The 14,814-nt window shown below is 66.0% G+C and carries 15 protein-coding genes; 10 read left to right on the top strand and 5 right to left on the bottom strand.

Translation table 11 applies throughout. The features are described from left to right. Positions 1-20: 20 nt before the first annotated feature. On the bottom strand, positions 21-1,526 hold the full coding sequence (locus VMI09_00550) for a sigma-54 dependent transcriptional regulator (GenBank protein HTQ23153.1): 1,506 nt from the start codon (positions 1,524-1,526) through the stop codon (positions 21-23). A gap of 103 nt (positions 1,527-1,629) precedes the next feature. Further along, on the bottom strand, positions 1,630-2,820 hold the full coding sequence (locus VMI09_00555; protein ID HTQ23154.1) for an ATP-binding protein: 1,191 nt from the start codon (positions 2,818-2,820) through the stop codon (positions 1,630-1,632). Positions 2,821-3,234: 414 nt separating this feature from the next. Here VMI09_00555 and VMI09_00560 point away from each other — a divergent pair, with 414 nt between their 5' ends. Both VMI09_00560 and glp read left to right on the top strand, forming a co-directional pair. Beyond that, a complete protein-coding gene (locus VMI09_00560) occupies positions 3,235-4,044 on the top strand; it encodes a lytic transglycosylase domain-containing protein (GenBank protein HTQ23155.1) in 810 nt (269 codons plus the stop codon). Between the two features lie 135 nt (positions 4,045-4,179). Continuing rightward, positions 4,180-5,442: a gephyrin-like molybdotransferase Glp gene (gene glp, locus VMI09_00565; protein ID HTQ23156.1), complete on the top strand. Its 1,263-nt coding sequence runs from the start codon at positions 4,180-4,182 to the stop codon at positions 5,440-5,442. On the opposite strand, the gene VMI09_00570 is transcribed toward glp, so the two are convergent. Further along, positions 5,358-5,645, bottom strand: coding sequence for a hypothetical protein (locus tag VMI09_00570; protein HTQ23157.1), 288 nt, complete (start codon positions 5,643-5,645; stop codon positions 5,358-5,360). The genes glp and VMI09_00570 overlap by 85 nt on opposite strands. Positions 5,646-5,784: 139 nt before the next feature. Between VMI09_00570 and ispF the strand changes: the two genes are divergently transcribed. Then, positions 5,785-6,264 carry a 2-C-methyl-D-erythritol 2,4-cyclodiphosphate synthase gene (gene ispF / locus VMI09_00575; GenBank protein HTQ23158.1) on the top strand — a complete coding sequence of 160 codons (480 nt, stop codon included), beginning with the start codon at positions 5,785-5,787 and terminating at the stop codon, positions 6,262-6,264. Between the two features lie 76 nt (positions 6,265-6,340). Continuing rightward, a complete protein-coding gene (locus VMI09_00580) occupies positions 6,341-6,940 on the top strand; it encodes a YceI family protein (protein ID HTQ23159.1) in 600 nt (199 codons plus the stop codon). Positions 6,941-6,993: 53 nt separating this feature from the next. On the opposite strand, the gene ilvC is transcribed toward VMI09_00580, so the two are convergent. Both ilvC and VMI09_00590 read right to left on the bottom strand, forming a co-directional pair. Continuing rightward, positions 6,994-7,986 (bottom strand): ketol-acid reductoisomerase, encoded by a 993-nt coding sequence (gene ilvC, locus VMI09_00585; GenBank protein ID HTQ23160.1) that lies wholly within the window; start codon positions 7,984-7,986, stop codon positions 6,994-6,996. Positions 7,987-8,043: 57 nt separating this feature from the next. Beyond that, on the bottom strand, positions 8,044-8,409 hold the full coding sequence (locus VMI09_00590; GenBank protein ID HTQ23161.1) for a zinc ribbon domain-containing protein: 366 nt from the start codon (positions 8,407-8,409) through the stop codon (positions 8,044-8,046). A 166-nt stretch (positions 8,410-8,575) separates the two neighbouring features. On the opposite strand from VMI09_00590, the gene VMI09_00595 reads away from it, so the two are divergent. From VMI09_00595 to VMI09_00620, 6 genes are all read left to right on the top strand, one after another. Continuing rightward, positions 8,576-9,361 carry a QueT transporter family protein gene (locus VMI09_00595; GenBank protein ID HTQ23162.1) on the top strand — a complete coding sequence of 262 codons (786 nt, stop codon included), beginning with the start codon at positions 8,576-8,578 and terminating at the stop codon, positions 9,359-9,361. 35 nt (positions 9,362-9,396) lie between these two features. Continuing rightward, positions 9,397-11,124 carry an energy-coupling factor transporter ATPase gene (locus tag VMI09_00600; GenBank protein ID HTQ23163.1) on the top strand — a complete coding sequence of 576 codons (1,728 nt, stop codon included), beginning with the start codon at positions 9,397-9,399 and terminating at the stop codon, positions 11,122-11,124. After that, positions 11,103-11,909 carry an energy-coupling factor transporter transmembrane component T gene (locus VMI09_00605; protein ID HTQ23164.1) on the top strand — a complete coding sequence of 269 codons (807 nt, stop codon included), beginning with the start codon at positions 11,103-11,105 and terminating at the stop codon, positions 11,907-11,909. Before VMI09_00600 ends, VMI09_00605 begins: the two co-directional genes overlap by 22 nt. A 105-nt stretch (positions 11,910-12,014) precedes the next feature. After that, complete coding sequence (locus VMI09_00610; GenBank protein HTQ23165.1) at positions 12,015-12,287, top strand: YciI family protein; 273 nt, start codon at positions 12,015-12,017, stop codon at positions 12,285-12,287. 20 nt (positions 12,288-12,307) lie between these two features. Further along, positions 12,308-13,516 (top strand): CoA transferase, encoded by a 1,209-nt coding sequence (locus VMI09_00615; protein HTQ23166.1) that lies wholly within the window; start codon positions 12,308-12,310, stop codon positions 13,514-13,516. Positions 13,517-13,541: 25 nt separating this feature from the next. After that, on the top strand, positions 13,542-14,780 hold the full coding sequence (locus VMI09_00620; protein ID HTQ23167.1) for a CoA transferase: 1,239 nt from the start codon (positions 13,542-13,544) through the stop codon (positions 14,778-14,780). The last annotated feature ends 34 nt before the right edge of the window (positions 14,781-14,814 follow it).

A 14,814-nucleotide genomic window follows, 5' to 3' on the forward strand; every position in this document is an offset into this window, starting at 1 on the left:
GCGGCTAGTCCAGGGACATCCTAATCCAGGGACATTTTGCGGGTTGCGATTCCGAGGTCCACGAGCTTCTTGCGCAGCGTGTTGCGGTTGAGCCCGAGGATGCGCGCGGCGCGCACCTGGTTGCCGTCCGCCCGCCGCATCGCCTGTTCGATAAGCGGGCGTTCAATTTCGGCCACCAGCTTCTGGTAAAGTCCGCGCGGTTCCTCGTCGTTGGACTTCTCGAGATACTGCGCGACGCGGCGTCCGATGAGTTCGGCAAACGAATCGCCGGCGGCGCCCTCAATACCGGCGGCGGCCGCCGCGCTTGCGGGGCCGCGCGCGAGCGAGATATCGTCGGCGCGGATGGTGTTGCCCGAGGCGAGCAGCGCCGCCCGCAGCATCGTGTTCTCCAGCTCGCGCACGTTGCCAGGCCAGTCGTAGGCCTGCAGCTTCGCCCGCGCCTCCGGGCTGACCGCGGTCACGCGCGAGCCCATTTCGCTGACCGCTTTGGCGACGAAGAAATCGGTCAGCTCGGGGATGTCCTCGCGGCGCTGGCGCAGGGGCGGCAGGTGGATCAGGATCACGCGCAGGCGGAAGTAGAGGTCCTCGCGGAAGCGGCGCGCGGCGACTGCGGTTTCAAGGTCCTGGTTGGTCGCGGCGATAATGCGGGCCTGCAGGCGCTGAGTATCGGTGCCGCCGACCCGGATGAATTCGCGCTCCTGGAGCGCGCGGAGCAGCTTGGGCTGCAACTCGAGCGGCAAATCGCCGATTTCGTCCAGGAAGAGCGTGCCCGCGCCGGCCAATTCGAACTTGCCCGCGCGCCGCTCGCTCGCGCCCGTGAACGCGCCACGCTCGTGGCCGAACAGTTCGCTTTCAACCAGGCCGTGGGGTATCGCCGAGCAGTTGACCGGGACGAAGGGCTCGCGCAGGCGCGACTCATTATGAATCTTGCGCGCCACCAGCTCCTTGCCGGTGCCGCTTTCGCCCCAGACCAGGACGACGTCGATCTTGTCGTTGCTCACAACGCGCCCGATGAGCTTGTAGACCTCCTGCATCGCGGCGCTGTGGCCGATGATCTCGCCGCCGACCAGCTTGCGGTCGAGCTCTTTCTTGACCCGTTCCAGTTCGGAGGCCTGCGCTGCGGTTTCGGCCGCGCGCGCGGCGGTCGTCACCACCAGGTCGAGGTTCTCGAAGGGCTTGGTCAGATAATCGCGAGCGCCGCGCTTGAGCGCCTCGATCGCGTTGTTCATCGTGCTAGCCGCGGTGATCACGACGATCGGCGTCGCGCATCCCCGCTCGCGGGCGGTCGTCAGCACCTCGAGGCCGCCGATGCCCGGCATGATGATATCGACCAGGGCGACGGCGAATCGCTCGCTGGTGAGCGCTTCGAGGGCGGCGGCGCTGTCGGCGGCCTCTTCGATTTGCCATCCTTCGGCCTCCAGCCGATGGCGCAGGACGAGCCGGATGGCCGGGTCGTCGTCGGCAATCAGCGCACGGATCGTGTGCGACTCGGCTACATCGCCGAGATTTGCTTCAATCTGATTCATCTGGGTTCCATGGTAACAGTATCGGTAGATGCGGCAACGGCAGCAAAGCCGCGGATTTTACTTTCGATGCGCTCCTCGCCGGCTACGACTGTTATCCGATGCGTCATGCGGCCTCCGACGGTTCTGGATCGCGCGGGCCCACTGGCAGCGTGACCTTGAAGGTCATCCCGCGCACGCGATGCTCTTCGAGGTGTGCATGCCGGCCGTGATGGGGCTCGGCCAGGTGGATAGCCTGCGTCGGGCGTGCGGGGGGAGAAACCCCGCCGGCCTCGGCCCAGAGTTTGCCGCCGTGGGCTGCGACTATCCGCTGGCTTAGCACCAGTCCAAGCCCGGTGCCCGAGGGCTTGGTGGTGAAGAATGGCGTGAACAGCTGCGCCAGTTCGGCCGCGCTCATCCCGCGCCCGCTGTCGCACACCTCTACCCGCAGGAACTGGCGGCGGCGTCCCTCTGCGGTGAGGCGAAACTCGGTCTCCATCCGTGTCCGCAGGCGAATCGTCCCGCTCGGGCCGATCGCTTCGGCGGCGTTGCGCACGAGATTAAGGAAGGTACGCTCGAGCGCCGCGGCGTCGGCGCTGATCTCGGGCAGACTGGGATCGAAAAGTTGTTCAATCGTCACTCCCTCGGGCGGATGCGGATGCAGCCCAGCCATCCTGAGCGCCTGGTGGAGCACGCGATGGATATTGACCGGCTCGAAATTGAGCCGCTGTGGGGCGCTTGCCGTCAGCACCTGCTCGACCAGCGCCGTGATCCGGTTGACTCCCTCCAGAATAAGCCCGCAATACTGCAAGGCGCGGGGGTCGGCACCGAGCCGCCCGGCGAGCAGCTCGGCGGCGCCCTTTATCCCGGTCAGCGGGTTTTTGACCTCGTGCGCGAGGCCGGCGGGCGATAATTTCAAATCGAGTTCACCCGTCCCGAGCGCCTGGGCGGCGCCGCGATGAAGCGCGAGGTCGTGGAACAGGACAACCGCTCCGCGGCTTGTTCCGCCGGCCGCCAGAAGCGGCGAAACCTCGACCCCGACAGAGGCAGACCGGGAGCCGAGACTGAGTCCTGCATCGGCGTCAGCGACGTTTTGCCCGCTGATTAGGCAGTTTTCGACCATCCGCAGGAGCCACTCGTTGCTCCGCAGCATCGCGCCGACCGCGGCCTCGTTGAGGTGCGAGACTCCGAAGAGCGTTTCCGCCGCCTGATTCATGGCAATGAGGGCTAGATCCGAACCAAAGACGACGACAGCGTCGCTCAAGCTGTCGACGATTTCCCGCCAAAGACCCACGGGAATTGAGGGAGGCTTATGCATCGTGCCGGTGACCAAATCGCAAGGTATCACAAAGCATGCGATGGCCTAAGAATCTGCCTCGTGGATGATAAGAATACATCGTCAGCTAATGAATCTGACAAAGAATATTAGTTTTTTTTACAGAAAACCAGCTTCTGTGGTGTTGATTATGATCCCTCGGGGCCGGTAGGGTTTGGCCGGGTCGAGTTACGGTTCGGCATGCGGGGGAATCTTGTCATACGACTAGCGGTGGTTTGTTTGGTGGGCGCAGCCCTTGCCGGTTGTGGATCGACTACGCCCCTGGACGACGCCGCATCCAATCCTGGCGACCACTTCGGTCTGGTCGCAACGGCTCCTGTCGGTCGATCGAGCAATCCCATAAAGGCAGGCGCGGGCGCAGAGGCTACTTCGCCCTCGGACGGCGACGGTGTCAACATGGACGCGGCAATAGACCTCGCGCAGGGGCTTCCTTACGTCCGCAGCGGCCCGCATAAAGTAGCGCCCTTTCCGCTCGCTCTGAATCAGACCGTCCAGCGCTACGTAGATGCCTACACGGAGCATAACGAGGGCATCAGGGGGTCTTTCCGCCGCAGCCGTCCGTACCTGTCGATGATGGTCAAGGTGCTCGAGAGCCACAATCTCCCGCCGGAACTTGTTTACCTTTCGTTCGCTGAAAGCTCCTTTTCCAGCAAAGGCGCCGGCCCATGGCAGCTGAGTGTCGCGACGGCGCGACGGTTCAATCTCAGGGTAAACCATTACATCGACGAGCGCCGCGACCCGATCAAATCCACGCACGCCGCGGCCCAATATCTCGCCACGCTGCACGATGAGGTCGGCGACTGGCGCGTGGCGCTGGTGGGTTGGAACCGAGGCGAGACGGCGATGAACGACTATTGGTCGCTCCGCGGCGTCAATTACAGCCGTCTGACCGCGAACCTGCCGCATAATACGCGCTCGCTCCTCGACCGTTTCATGGCGGTCGCGATCATCGCCCATCAGCCCGAGCGCTACGGGCTTGAGCCTGTCAGTTACACCCAGCCGGAGAAGTTCCGTGTGGTCAGGGTTAAGGGCGGCACGACGCTCGCCGCGGCGGCCCGCAGCACGGGAGTCTCGGTCAAGGTTCTGCGCGAGTACAATCCGGCTATATTGCACGATCGCGTACCGCCTGGGTCGGGTTACGATCTGCGGCTTCCCCTCCAGGAAAGCGCCGACGCGCGCGATACCGCGAGCGACCTGATTTTCTAGGTCCGACTTCTGCTCGTATTCCCCTTAGTTGCGCCGGTGTCAGCTTTCGTCCGGCAGCTTGGCTGGCGCTCAAATCGGCCGCGGGCTATGGTTCAAATCAGGCCGGGGCTCGACACAGGCCCAAGGCTCGACAGAATGACCAGCGCCGACCAGGCCCTCCAACTGGTACTCGAAAACGTGACGCCGCTTGGCGTCGAGCGCGTGCCGATCCTCGATGCGCTCGGCCGCGTGATCGCCGAGGAAATCCGCTCGCCGCGCGACATCCCCGGCTTCGACAATTCAGCGATGGACGGGTACGCGGTGCGGGCCGCTGATGTCGCCCGTGCGAGCGCGTCGAACCCGGCGCGGCTGCGCGTGCTGGGCACCGTGGCCGCGGGTGCGATGCCGGCCACCGGGGTCGAGACGGGCGCCGCGATGCGCACGATGACGGGCGCGCCGGTTGCCCAAGGCGCCGACGCGATCGTGCCGGTCGAGCAGACGCGCGCCGACGGCGACTGGGTCGAAATCCTCTCCGCCGCCGAGCCGCACGCCTTCGTCCGCCCGCGCGGCGAAGACCTGCGCGAGGGCGAGTTGGTGATGGAACCGGGCAAGCGGCTCGGTGCGGCGGACCTTGGGATGCTCGCGTCCCTCAACCGCTCGATGATCGAAGTTTACCGCGCGCCGCGGGTAGCGATTATGACGACGGGCGACGAACTGGTTGACGTCGACCAGCGTCCGGCCGGCGCGCAAGTCGTCAACTCGAGCGCGTACGCGCTGGCGGGCGCGGTGCGCGAGGCGGGCGGCCAAACCGCGATCCTGAAAGTCGCGCGCGATCGCCCCGAAGAAATCCGCGCGCGTCTTGCCGAGGCGTTCGCCTTCGACGCGGTGCTTACCACCGGCGGCGTATCGGTCGGCCAGTTCGACCACGTCAAGGGCGCGCTCGACGAACTCGGCCTGCGGCAGATCTTTCACGGTGTAGCGCAGCGGCCCGGGCGTCCGCTCAAGTTCGGCCTCGTCGGCGGGCGCCCGATTTTCGGCCTGCCGGGGAACCCGGTCTCGACGATGGTATGTTTCTACCTGTACGCGCGCCCTGCGCTGCTGAAGATGGGCGGGCGGCGCGACCTCGGCCTGCCGCGCGTGGCGGTACGATGTGCCGTCGATATCAGGACCGCGAAGGATCTTACCGAGTTCGTGCGCGTGCGCTTGCGGCGCGAGGGCGGCGAGTTCTATGCCACTCCGACCGGCAACCAGGGCTCCGGAATCCTGAGCTCGCTCTCGCGCGCCGACGCGCTACTCATCGGCCCGGCGGACGCGACCGTGCTCAAGGCCGGCGCTCAGGCGACGGTTTTGGTGCTGTCGGCGGAAGCGGTGGAAGCGACGGAGCCGCTTTTCGAGCCTCCTCTGCGCCACAGGAACTGAACTGCCAGCGTGGCGACGCATCCAAAGAGTGCGGCGCCGATAATCACCGAGGAGACCTTGAGCTGGGTCGGTTTGACGAAAGGGATGAGCTGGATGTCGATCGGGTTGAGCCGGTGGTTCCAGTACACGACATAGGCGACCCACAAGGAGACGATCGCGCCGCCAATGAACTTGGGATTTTTAACGAATGCCGGTGCGGCCACGTCTCCTCCTGGCGCCCGTAGCAACGGACTGCGTAAAAGCTTGGCCGCCCTCCTGAGTATTGTCAACGCGCGCGCGCCGCTTCGGCGGGCCGCGCGCCTGTCCGCCGTCTATCGCGGAATATCAAGGGGGGTCTAAGCGATGCGGCTTAGGGTAGGGCAGGGCTTCGACTTCCATCCGATGCGGCCCGGCCGTGAGCTTAAACTCGGCGGCGTGACGGTGCCCCATGACGAAGGGCTCCTCGGACACTCCGACGCCGACGTCGCCGCCCATGCGCTCGCCAATGCGATTCTCGGCGCGCTCGGCGAGGGTGACCTGGGCCGCCACTTCCCCGACAGCGACCCGCGTTACAAAAACGCCGACAGCATCGGGCTGCTCGCCGAAGTCTTTAAGCTCGCGCGCGAGCGCGGATGGAGGCTCGTCAACGCCGACCTGACGATCTTCGCGCAGCGCCCGCGGCTTTCGCCCTACGTCGCGGAGATGCGCGAGCGTCTGGCCGGCGCGCTCGGCGCGGACCCCGCGCTGCTCAACGTCAAGGCCTCGAGCCCCGAGGGGTTGGGCGCGCTTGGGCGCGGCGAGGGGATGGCGGCGGCGGCCGTGGTGCTGCTGGAAGCCGACTAGCCTGTTACCGGCGACAACGGAGTTGAACGAAAAAACCCGACGCTGCCACGGGCGGCGCACGGCATGGGGAGAGCCGATGAAAAACTGGATCTTGCGAACCCTGATGGCCCTGGTACTGATGAGCGCCGCGCCGCTCGCCGCGGCGGCGGATACCTGGCAGATCGATCCCGGCCACACCACGGTCGGATTCACCGTGCGGCACATGACGATCTCGAGCGTCAGGGGCCAGTTCGACAAGGTCGCGGGCACGATCACCGCCAACGGCACCGATCCCGCCTCGGTCATGATCGAGGCGACGATCGATACCGCGTCGATCGACACGCGCTCGCTCGACCGCGACGCTGATCTGAAAAGCGCCAATTTCCTCGACGTGGCGAAGTACCCGACGATGACCTTCAAGTCGAAGAAGATCGAACCGGCGGGCGAGGGCAAGTACAACGTCGTCGGCGACCTGACGCTCCATGGCGTCACCAGGGAAGTCACGCTCGCGGTCGAAGTGGCGGGCGCCCCAATCAAGGATCCGTGGGGCAACACGCGCGCCGGCGCCTCCGCAACCACCACCATCAGCCGCAAGGACTTCGGGCTTACCTGGAACAAGATGATCGAGGCGGGCGGCGCCGTAGTCGGCGACAAGGTCTCGGTCGAGATCGACGTCGAAGCGGTAAAGAAGAAGTGAGCCGACGCGGCGGTCGCGCCAGCCACTGACGCGACAGGTCTGTCCCCGCGCCGTCAGGGGCGGCCGAGGCGCGTGAAAAGTTCCTGCTCGGCCGTCGCGATCGGCGACGAGCGCCGCTCCTTGAGCAGGCGATGGTAGAGCGGCGAGCCGGCTGCCTGCTCGGCGGCCCATCTTTTCGCGAAAGTCCCGTCGCGAATCTCGTCGATCGCTCTCCGCATCAGCGCGTCCACGGCGGCGAGTTTATCGGCGCCGTGGGTGAGCTGTCCGAACTGGCTCGTATGTGAGTGCAGCTTGAGCTGGTTCCACACCCCTAGCGTCGCCATCGCGCGGCCGATCTCGCCGAGCTCGCCCGACGCGTAAAGCTCGAGCAGCGCGACCTCCTTGCTCACGCCCGCCTCGACCAGCAGCTTGAACGCGCGGTCGAGCAGAAAAAGCATCGCGCCCGCCCACGTGTGCTCGGAGAAGAGATCGACCAGCGTCTCCTCTTCAAAGCTCGATTCGACCACTGCGCCATGCGGCAGGAAGGCGCCGATGCCCTTGGTGATCGCAAGTGCGGTCGCAAGCGCGTGCCCACTGAAATCCTGGCTGACGCCGACCAGCACCGGGAAACCCTCGCCGCGCGTCGGCAGGTCGAGCACGCCCTGCCCGATCATCCGCGGGGCGACCAGCACCACGTCGGACTCGCGCGGCGGCGCGATGAACTTGTAGGTGATGTTGTAGCCGCTGGCAAAGACCAGGGTCTTGCCGCCGCGCAAAAGATGCGGCGCGATAAGCTCGCGGTAGGCGGCCGGCGCGACCTCGTCCGGCAGCAGCAGCATCACGACGTCCGCGCGTGCCGCGGCCGCGTCCATCGCGAGCGTCTCGAAGCCGTCCTCGCGGGCCTGCCGCCAGCTTTGGTCTTCCTGGTTGCCGACGATTACCTGGTGGTCAAACCGGCGCAGGTTGATCGCCTGCGCGCGTCCCTGGTTGCCGTAACCGATGACCGCGATCGTTTTGCCCTTGAGCAGCGCCGGATCGGCCTCGGCCGCCGCGAAGAATCTCGCCATCAATCTCTTCCTTTGAGCGGGTTTGCTTTGCGCGATTTTGCTTTGCGCGGCCAGGCGCTACAGATCGTCTCCGCCATCGTCGCCGCCGCCGTCGTCGTCCAGACCGCCGCCCCTTTCCAGTTGGTCCACCGCCTCGTCGAACTCCGGACCGCCCATCTCGTCGCCCATTTCCTTGCCCATCCTTCTAAGGGCGCGCGCGACGCTGCGCGGGTCGTTTTCGTCGACGTCGGAGAAGCCTGCGGGATTCGACAGCGCGTCCATCCGCGACTCTTCGCTGCGCGGCGCCGCGAAGCGCGACATCAGCCGGCGCATCCGCTTGCTTCCGCAGTGTTCGCACACCGCCTCGACGCGCTCGCTCACGCGCATCGTGAGCACGCTGGTACGTTTGCGGCATTTCTCGCATTGATATTCGTAGATAGGCATAGATCCCGACTTCGCTTCGCGGAATATGACTCGATTTTCGCTGCCGCGCGAGCTTGGGGCAAGCGCCGTCCGGCGTCGGCGAAATCCGATGGGGCCCGCTTGATCGGCGGATCGTTGACAGGATACTGCTTGGCGTCGAGATGAGCGCGAGAGCGAAAAAAGCACGATGAGAGAGCTCGGCGCCATGTGGCGCAATACGCGGATGGTCGTGCTGTGCGCGATCTCGGCTGCGCTCTACGCCGCCGTGCTGGTGCCGTTCAAGGTGGTGCCTCTCATTCCGGGCGTGACCGAACTGCGCCCCGCTAATGCCATTCCGATCGTCTGCTCATTCCTCTTCGGGCCCGCCGCCGGCTGGGGTTCGGCGATCGGCAACATGATCGGCGATTTCTTCGGCGGCGTCGGCCCGGGTGACGTCTTCGGCTTCGTGGCCAACCTTTTTTACGGCTATCTCCCGTACAAGGTCTGGAACGTGATCGCCGGGCGGCAAAGCCCGGTTGCGCGATTGCCTGGCGCGATCGCCATCTACGTGGCCTCCTGCCTTGCCGCGAGCGTGCTCTGCGCCGACATCGTCGGATGGGGCGACAACCTGCTGGGCCTGCGGCCGTTCAGCATCCTTGGCAACGTGATCGTGTTCAACAACATGGCGTCGGCGCTGGTGCTCTCTCCGCTCATCCTTAGCGCCGTCTATCCCCGCGTCGCGCGCGGCCGGATGCTTTATACCGACGTGATGCCCGAATTCACGGAGCGCCGATGGAGCGTGCGCGCCCTGGGCCTCGCGATCCTGGTCGTAGGTGAGGGAGGCGCGTGGCTGATGGGCAACCTAGTTTCCACGGGCTATTGGACTCCCGGGTTCCTGTCCGCGGCAATGACCCAGCCGCCATATGACAAGGCGATCGCGATCGTCGTGAGCCCGTTCATCCTGTTGGCCGTGTTCGGCGTGGGGCTGATGTGAAAGATGCGAGTTCCGCTTGGGGAGCGGCCGGCGCTGTGAGTCTCGACGGCGGCGAGGCTACTCCGCACGCCGCCGAACTCGAGGACGTAAGCTTCACCTATACCGGCGGCGAACGTCCAGCGCTCGGCCGCGTGAGCTTCATCGCCAGGCCGGGCGAGATGGTGGGCGTGATGGGCGCTTCCGGCGCCGGCAAATCGACGCTCGCCAAATGCCTCAACCGTATCGTCCCGGAATTCGAAGGCGGGACGTTTACCGGCGTCGTGCGGATCGGCGGGCAGCCGCTCGACAGCACGCGCGTATGCGAAGTCGCGCCGCGGGTCGGGATGGTCTTTCAGGATTTCGAGGCGCAGCTTTTTTCCACCAACGTCGCGCACGAGGTCGCGTTCGCGATGGAACAGGTCGGGATGGAGCGCGAGGAGATGCTGCGCCGCATCCGCCCGGCGCTCGAGGCGGTCGGCCTCGCCGGCTTCGAACGCCGCGACCCGACCTCGCTCTCCGGCGGCGAAAAGCAGCGCCTCGCGATCGCCTCGGTGCTGGCGCTGCGTCCGTCGGTGATCGTGCTCGACGAACCGACCACCGACCTCGACCCCGAGGGTAAGGCCGAAGTCTTCGCGCTGATTCGGAGCCTTCGCGGTCAGGGATTCAGCCTGATCGTAATCGAGCATGAGGCCGAGGTGCTGCGCGACGCCGACCGCCTGGTGCTGCTCCGCGAGGGCGAGACAATCGCCGAGGGCGCCCCGCGCGACTTGATGACCCGGCTCGACCTGCTCGAAGAGTGCGGAGTTCATCCGCCCGATTTGAACCGCGTGCTCGTGAAAGCGGGAATCGCGGCGCACGCCGCCGGCCTGGACGACGCCGAAGCGATGATTCGCCGCGCCCTCCCGCATCTAGGCGCTTCGCCCGCTCTGCCGGGCGCCGTGGCGGATCCGCCATCCATGAACGCGGCGGATGCGGGCGGCGCGGCGCCGCTGGCCGAGGTTCGCGCGCTCAGTTTCAACTATCCTGACGGCCCGCCGGTGCTCGATTCGATCGATCTGCGGATCGCGCCGGGCGAGTTCGTCGCGATCATCGGCCAGAATGGTTCGGGCAAAACCACGCTCGCCAAGCATCTGGTGGGCCTGCTCCGTCCCACCGCCGGCGTGGTGATGCTTAACGGGCGCGACCGCGCGGCGATGCTCCCGGCCGAGACCGCGGCCGAAGCCGGTTACGTGTTTCAGAACCCGGACCATCAGATTTTCGCCGCGACCGTCGAGGACGAGGTCGCCTTCGGCCCGCGCAACTTCGATCTGGCGCCGGGCGAGATTCGGCGCCGATGCGAGGAAGTCCTTCGCGCCGTGGGTTTGCAGAACGCGCGCGCGCTCGACCCTTTCCTTCTCAGCAAGGGCGAGCGCCAGCGCCTGGCGGTGGCGAGCGTGCTCGCGCTGCGTCCGCGCCTGCTGATCCTCGACGAACCGACGACCGGGCTGGATTATCGCGAGCAGCGCCGGATGATGGCGCTGGTGACGGAGCTTAACCGCGACGGGATCGCGATCGTGATGATCACGCATACGCCGTGGCTGGTCGCCGAATACGCGCGCCGCGTGGTGCTGATGCGCCGCGGGCGCAAGCTTTACGACGGCGGCGTGCGCGAATTCTTTACCCGCGCCGAGCTGCTCGCCTCCTCTTCGTTTCGCGCGCCCGAGTCAACCGAACTCTCGCGCCGCTTCGGCACGGTCGCGCTCACGCCCGATGAATTTGCCGCATGGCTGAGGGCGCAGGGCTGATGCCGATTTTTCTCTACATCGAGCGCCCGACCTTCATCCATCGGCTCCATCCGACGGTCAAGGTCTTTGCGCTGTTCGTGATGTTCTGGTCGGTCTATTGGGTCGATCATCCGCTGGCTCTGCTGCCGCTCGGTCTCTTGATGCTCGCGCTCGCGGAATTCACCGGCGCATGGCCGAACTTCTACCGCCTGCGATGGCTCTTCATCCTGGTGATCCTGACTACCACGCTCGCCTGGATGGTCTTCTATCGCCGGGGTCCGGCGCTGATCGATCTTCCGCTTATCCATTTGAGCCGCGCCTCGCTGGTCTTCGGCCTCGGGCGCGGCCTCAAGCTCGCCGAGTTGCTGGCGACCTCGGTGCTGTTCCTCTCGACCACCAAGGTCGAGGAATTCACGGCCGGCCTCGCGCGCCTGGGTGTTCCGTATCGCCTCGGCTTCGCGATCACGCTCGCGTTCCGCCTGGTGCCGCTGTTTATCGATTCGGCGCTGACCGTGGTCCAGGCGCAGAACCTGCGCGGCTACGACTTCAACCGCGGCGGCCCGCTGCAGCGGGTCAAGCGCTACGTGCCGGTGGTGATCCCGGTCTTTATGGGAGCGCTGCGCAAGGCCAATTCGATGGCGATGGCGCTCGAGGCGCGCGGCTTCGGGATGAGCCGTCGGCCCACCAGCTTCGTCGAGTATCCGGTCGAGGCAAGCGACGTCGCGGCAACCGTGGCGCTGTTCGCGCTGGGCGCCGCCTACTTCATGATTTACTACACGGGCCATGGCGCGATTTCGCCGAAGTGACGCGGGGCGGAGTGCTCTCGCGTGTCGCTGCGTAAACCCGCGAGCGGGCGCTTGGGCGGCGCGCGCCGCGCGTGCTAACTTCGCGCTGAGCCAGGAGGAGCCGGCATGCTGTTCGTAATCATCGGCCACGACGGGCCCAACGGCGCGGCGCTCAGACCTGCCGTTCGCCCGCGTCATCTCGCGTACGTCGGACCGCTCGCCGAAAGCGGCAAAATGCTGATCGGCGGCCCGTTCACCGACGGCACCGGCAGCCTGATGATCGTCGATATGGAGAGCGAGGCGGCGGTGGGCGAGTTCGCGCGCAACGATCCCTATGCTCGCGAAGGCGTATTCGAGCGGGTCGAGATCAAGCCGTTCCGCAAGGTGTTGCCCGAATAATCGGGTGGTGGTGGGTCTGGATGGCCGGAGCGCTTTCAGGACTTAGAATCGTCGAACTGGGCGAGATGGTCGCCGCGCCCTACGCGGCCAAGCTGATGGCCGACATGGGCGCCGAGGTGATCAAGATCGAACCGCCGGGTGGCGGCGATCGCTCGCGTTTGCGCGGCCCGTTTCCCGGCGGCGCGGCGCATCCGGAAAAAAGCGGTCTCTATCTCTACCTCAATACGAACAAGCTCGGCATCACGCTCGACGTTTCGCGGCCCGAGGGCTTCGCGCTGCTCGAGCGCCTGGCCGCGGACGCCGACGTTCTGATTCACAACCTCGTCCCGTCCGATATGGACCGTATCGGGCTCGCCTTCGAGCGCCTGCGCGCCCGCAATCCGCGCCTGGTGATGAGCTCGATCACGCCGTGGGGGCTTTCCGGTCCCAAGCGCGATTGGCGCGCCGAGGATCTGACGCTCTGGAGCGCAAGCGGGCTTTGCTACATCAACGGCGGCGGCCACGAGCATCCCGAAATGCCGCCGCTTAAGCCCTTCGGCCAGCAGGCCGGCTTCCAGGGCGGCGTACACGCGGCGGTGGCGACGATGGGCGCGGTGTTCGCCCAGATGCGCGACGGCGAAGGCCAGCACATCGACGTCTCAATCTACGAATCGCTCGCCTCGCAGATGGAGCTGTTCTTCGAGTTCTGGCCCTATATGAACATGGTCGCGTCGCGGCTCGGGCAGAAGCCGATCCAGCCGCTCGAAGTGATGGAATGCCGCGACGGCTATATCTTCGTCTGCTGCGTCGAGGAGCATCAGTGGCGCAACTTCGTCGAGCTGATGGGCAATCCGGAATGGGCGGGGGAGGAGATTTTCGCCGACCGGCTGAAGCGCGGCGTCAACTGGGACGCGCTCAAGGTTTTTCTCGAAGACTGGCTCAAGGACCAGAGCGCGCTCGACCTTTACAAGAAGGCGCAGGCGCGGCGGATCCCGTTTGCGCCGGTCTCGACGATGGGCGACCTTCTGAGTTCGAATCACCTGAAGCAGCGCGGCTTCTTCGTCGAGATTGCGCATCCGGTGGCGGGCACGCACAAGTATCCCGGCGCGCCGCTCAAGTACGGCCGCACGCCATGGGAGATCCGCCGCCCGGCGCCGACGCTCGGGCAGCATAACGAGGAGATTTTCGGCACGCGCCTGGGTTTGACGTCCGCGCGTCTGGAAGAGCTCCGCCGCGCCGGCATGATTTGAGCTTGGGGGCGGACGGGAACTGACGATGGCCAAGCTACCGCTTGAGGGCGTGAGAATAGCCGACTTCACCTGGGTCTGGGCCGGGCCGTATTGCACCCTTCAGCTGGCCCATCTTGGCGCCGACGTTATCCGGATCGAGACGCGGACGCGGCCGTGCGTGACGCGGCTTTTGCCGCCGTGGCCGGAGGGCAAACCGGGCATCAACCGCTCCGGGTATTTCAACCAATACAATCAGGGCAAGCGTTCGCTGACGCTCAACTACGCCAAGCCGGGCGCGCTCGAAATCGCGCATCGGCTGGTCGAAAAGAGCGACGTCGTCACGAACAATTTCGCGTCGGGCGTGATGGACAAGATGGGCCTGGGCTACGAGGAGCTGCGCAAAATCAAGCCCGACCTGATCATGATCTCGCTCTCCGGCTACGGCGACACCGGGCCGTTTCACGAATACGTCGCGTACGGGCCGGCCCAGGTGCCGCTTTCGGGGCTTTCCGCGCTGACCGGATACAAGGGATGGCCGCCGATGCATGCCGGGTTCAGCTACGCCGATCCCAACGCCGGCGTGCACGGCGCGTTCGCGATCCTCGCCGCTCTGTACCATCGCAAAAAAGCCGGCGAGGGCCAGTACATCGACATGAGCCAGTGGGAATGCGCGATGGGGCTGCTGCCCGAGGGCATCATGGACTACACGATGAACGGGATCGAACCGGCGCGCGACGGAAATCGCGACCGCTGCCTCGCGCCGCACGGCGTCTTCCCCTCCAGCGATCGCTTCGAGAACACCGGCGTGATGATCGACATGTGGGTGTCGATCGTGGCCGCCGACGACGCGGAGTTCGCCCGCCTGGCGGAAGCCATCGGCAAGCCCGCGATGGCGTCCGATCCGCGCTTCGCCACCGCCGCGGCACGCAAGCGCAACGAGGACGAACTCGAGGCCGAGATTGCCGCCTGGACCTCGCAGCGCACCGCCGCCGACGCGGAGCGGATCCTGCAAGCGGCGGGCGTCGCAGCCTCGATATGCGCGCCCAACAAATTCGTCTCCGAGGACACGCATCTCAAAGAACGCGGCTACTGGGTCTACCTCGACCATCCGGAAGTCGGCCGCCGGCAGCATTGCGGAATGCCGTGGCGGATGAGCCGCACCGGCACTCCGGTGCGCGCCCCGGCGCCGCTTATCGGACAGCATACCGACGAGGTCCTCACGCAAGTGCTAGGCTTGAGCGAAGATGAGGTCGCGCGGCTGCGGGCGGCCGGCGCGCTGGAATAGCAACCACCAAAGCGACGCGCGAACGCGCGAATTC

Source organism: Candidatus Binataceae bacterium, from assembly GCA_035500095.1.
In the GTDB taxonomy this organism is placed as follows: domain Bacteria; phylum Desulfobacterota; class Binatia; order Binatales; family Binataceae; genus JAKAVN01.

Excerpts from the sequence above, each read along its gene's own strand:
- VMI09_00550 (HTQ23153.1), bottom strand. The coding sequence starts at position 1,526 with ATGAATCAGATTGAAGCAAATCTCGGCGATGTAGCCGAGTCGCACACG.
- VMI09_00555 (HTQ23154.1), bottom strand. The coding sequence starts at position 2,820 with ATGCATAAGCCTCCCTCAATTCCCGTGGGTCTTTGGCGGGAAATCGTC.
- VMI09_00560 (HTQ23155.1), top strand. The coding sequence starts at position 3,235 with ATGGACGCGGCAATAGACCTCGCGCAGGGGCTTCCTTACGTCCGCAGC.
- glp (HTQ23156.1), top strand. The coding sequence starts at position 4,180 with ATGACCAGCGCCGACCAGGCCCTCCAACTGGTACTCGAAAACGTGACG.
- ispF (HTQ23158.1), top strand. The coding sequence starts at position 5,785 with ATGCGGCTTAGGGTAGGGCAGGGCTTCGACTTCCATCCGATGCGGCCC.
- VMI09_00580 (HTQ23159.1), top strand. The coding sequence starts at position 6,341 with ATGAAAAACTGGATCTTGCGAACCCTGATGGCCCTGGTACTGATGAGC.
- ilvC (HTQ23160.1), bottom strand. The coding sequence starts at position 7,986 with ATGGCGAGATTCTTCGCGGCGGCCGAGGCCGATCCGGCGCTGCTCAAG.
- VMI09_00590 (HTQ23161.1), bottom strand. The coding sequence starts at position 8,409 with ATGCCTATCTACGAATATCAATGCGAGAAATGCCGCAAACGTACCAGC.
- VMI09_00595 (HTQ23162.1), top strand. The coding sequence starts at position 8,576 with ATGAGAGAGCTCGGCGCCATGTGGCGCAATACGCGGATGGTCGTGCTG.
- VMI09_00605 (HTQ23164.1), top strand. The coding sequence starts at position 11,103 with ATGGCTGAGGGCGCAGGGCTGATGCCGATTTTTCTCTACATCGAGCGC.
- VMI09_00610 (HTQ23165.1), top strand. The coding sequence starts at position 12,015 with ATGCTGTTCGTAATCATCGGCCACGACGGGCCCAACGGCGCGGCGCTC.
- VMI09_00615 (HTQ23166.1), top strand. The coding sequence starts at position 12,308 with ATGGCCGGAGCGCTTTCAGGACTTAGAATCGTCGAACTGGGCGAGATG.
- VMI09_00620 (HTQ23167.1), top strand. The coding sequence starts at position 13,542 with ATGGCCAAGCTACCGCTTGAGGGCGTGAGAATAGCCGACTTCACCTGG.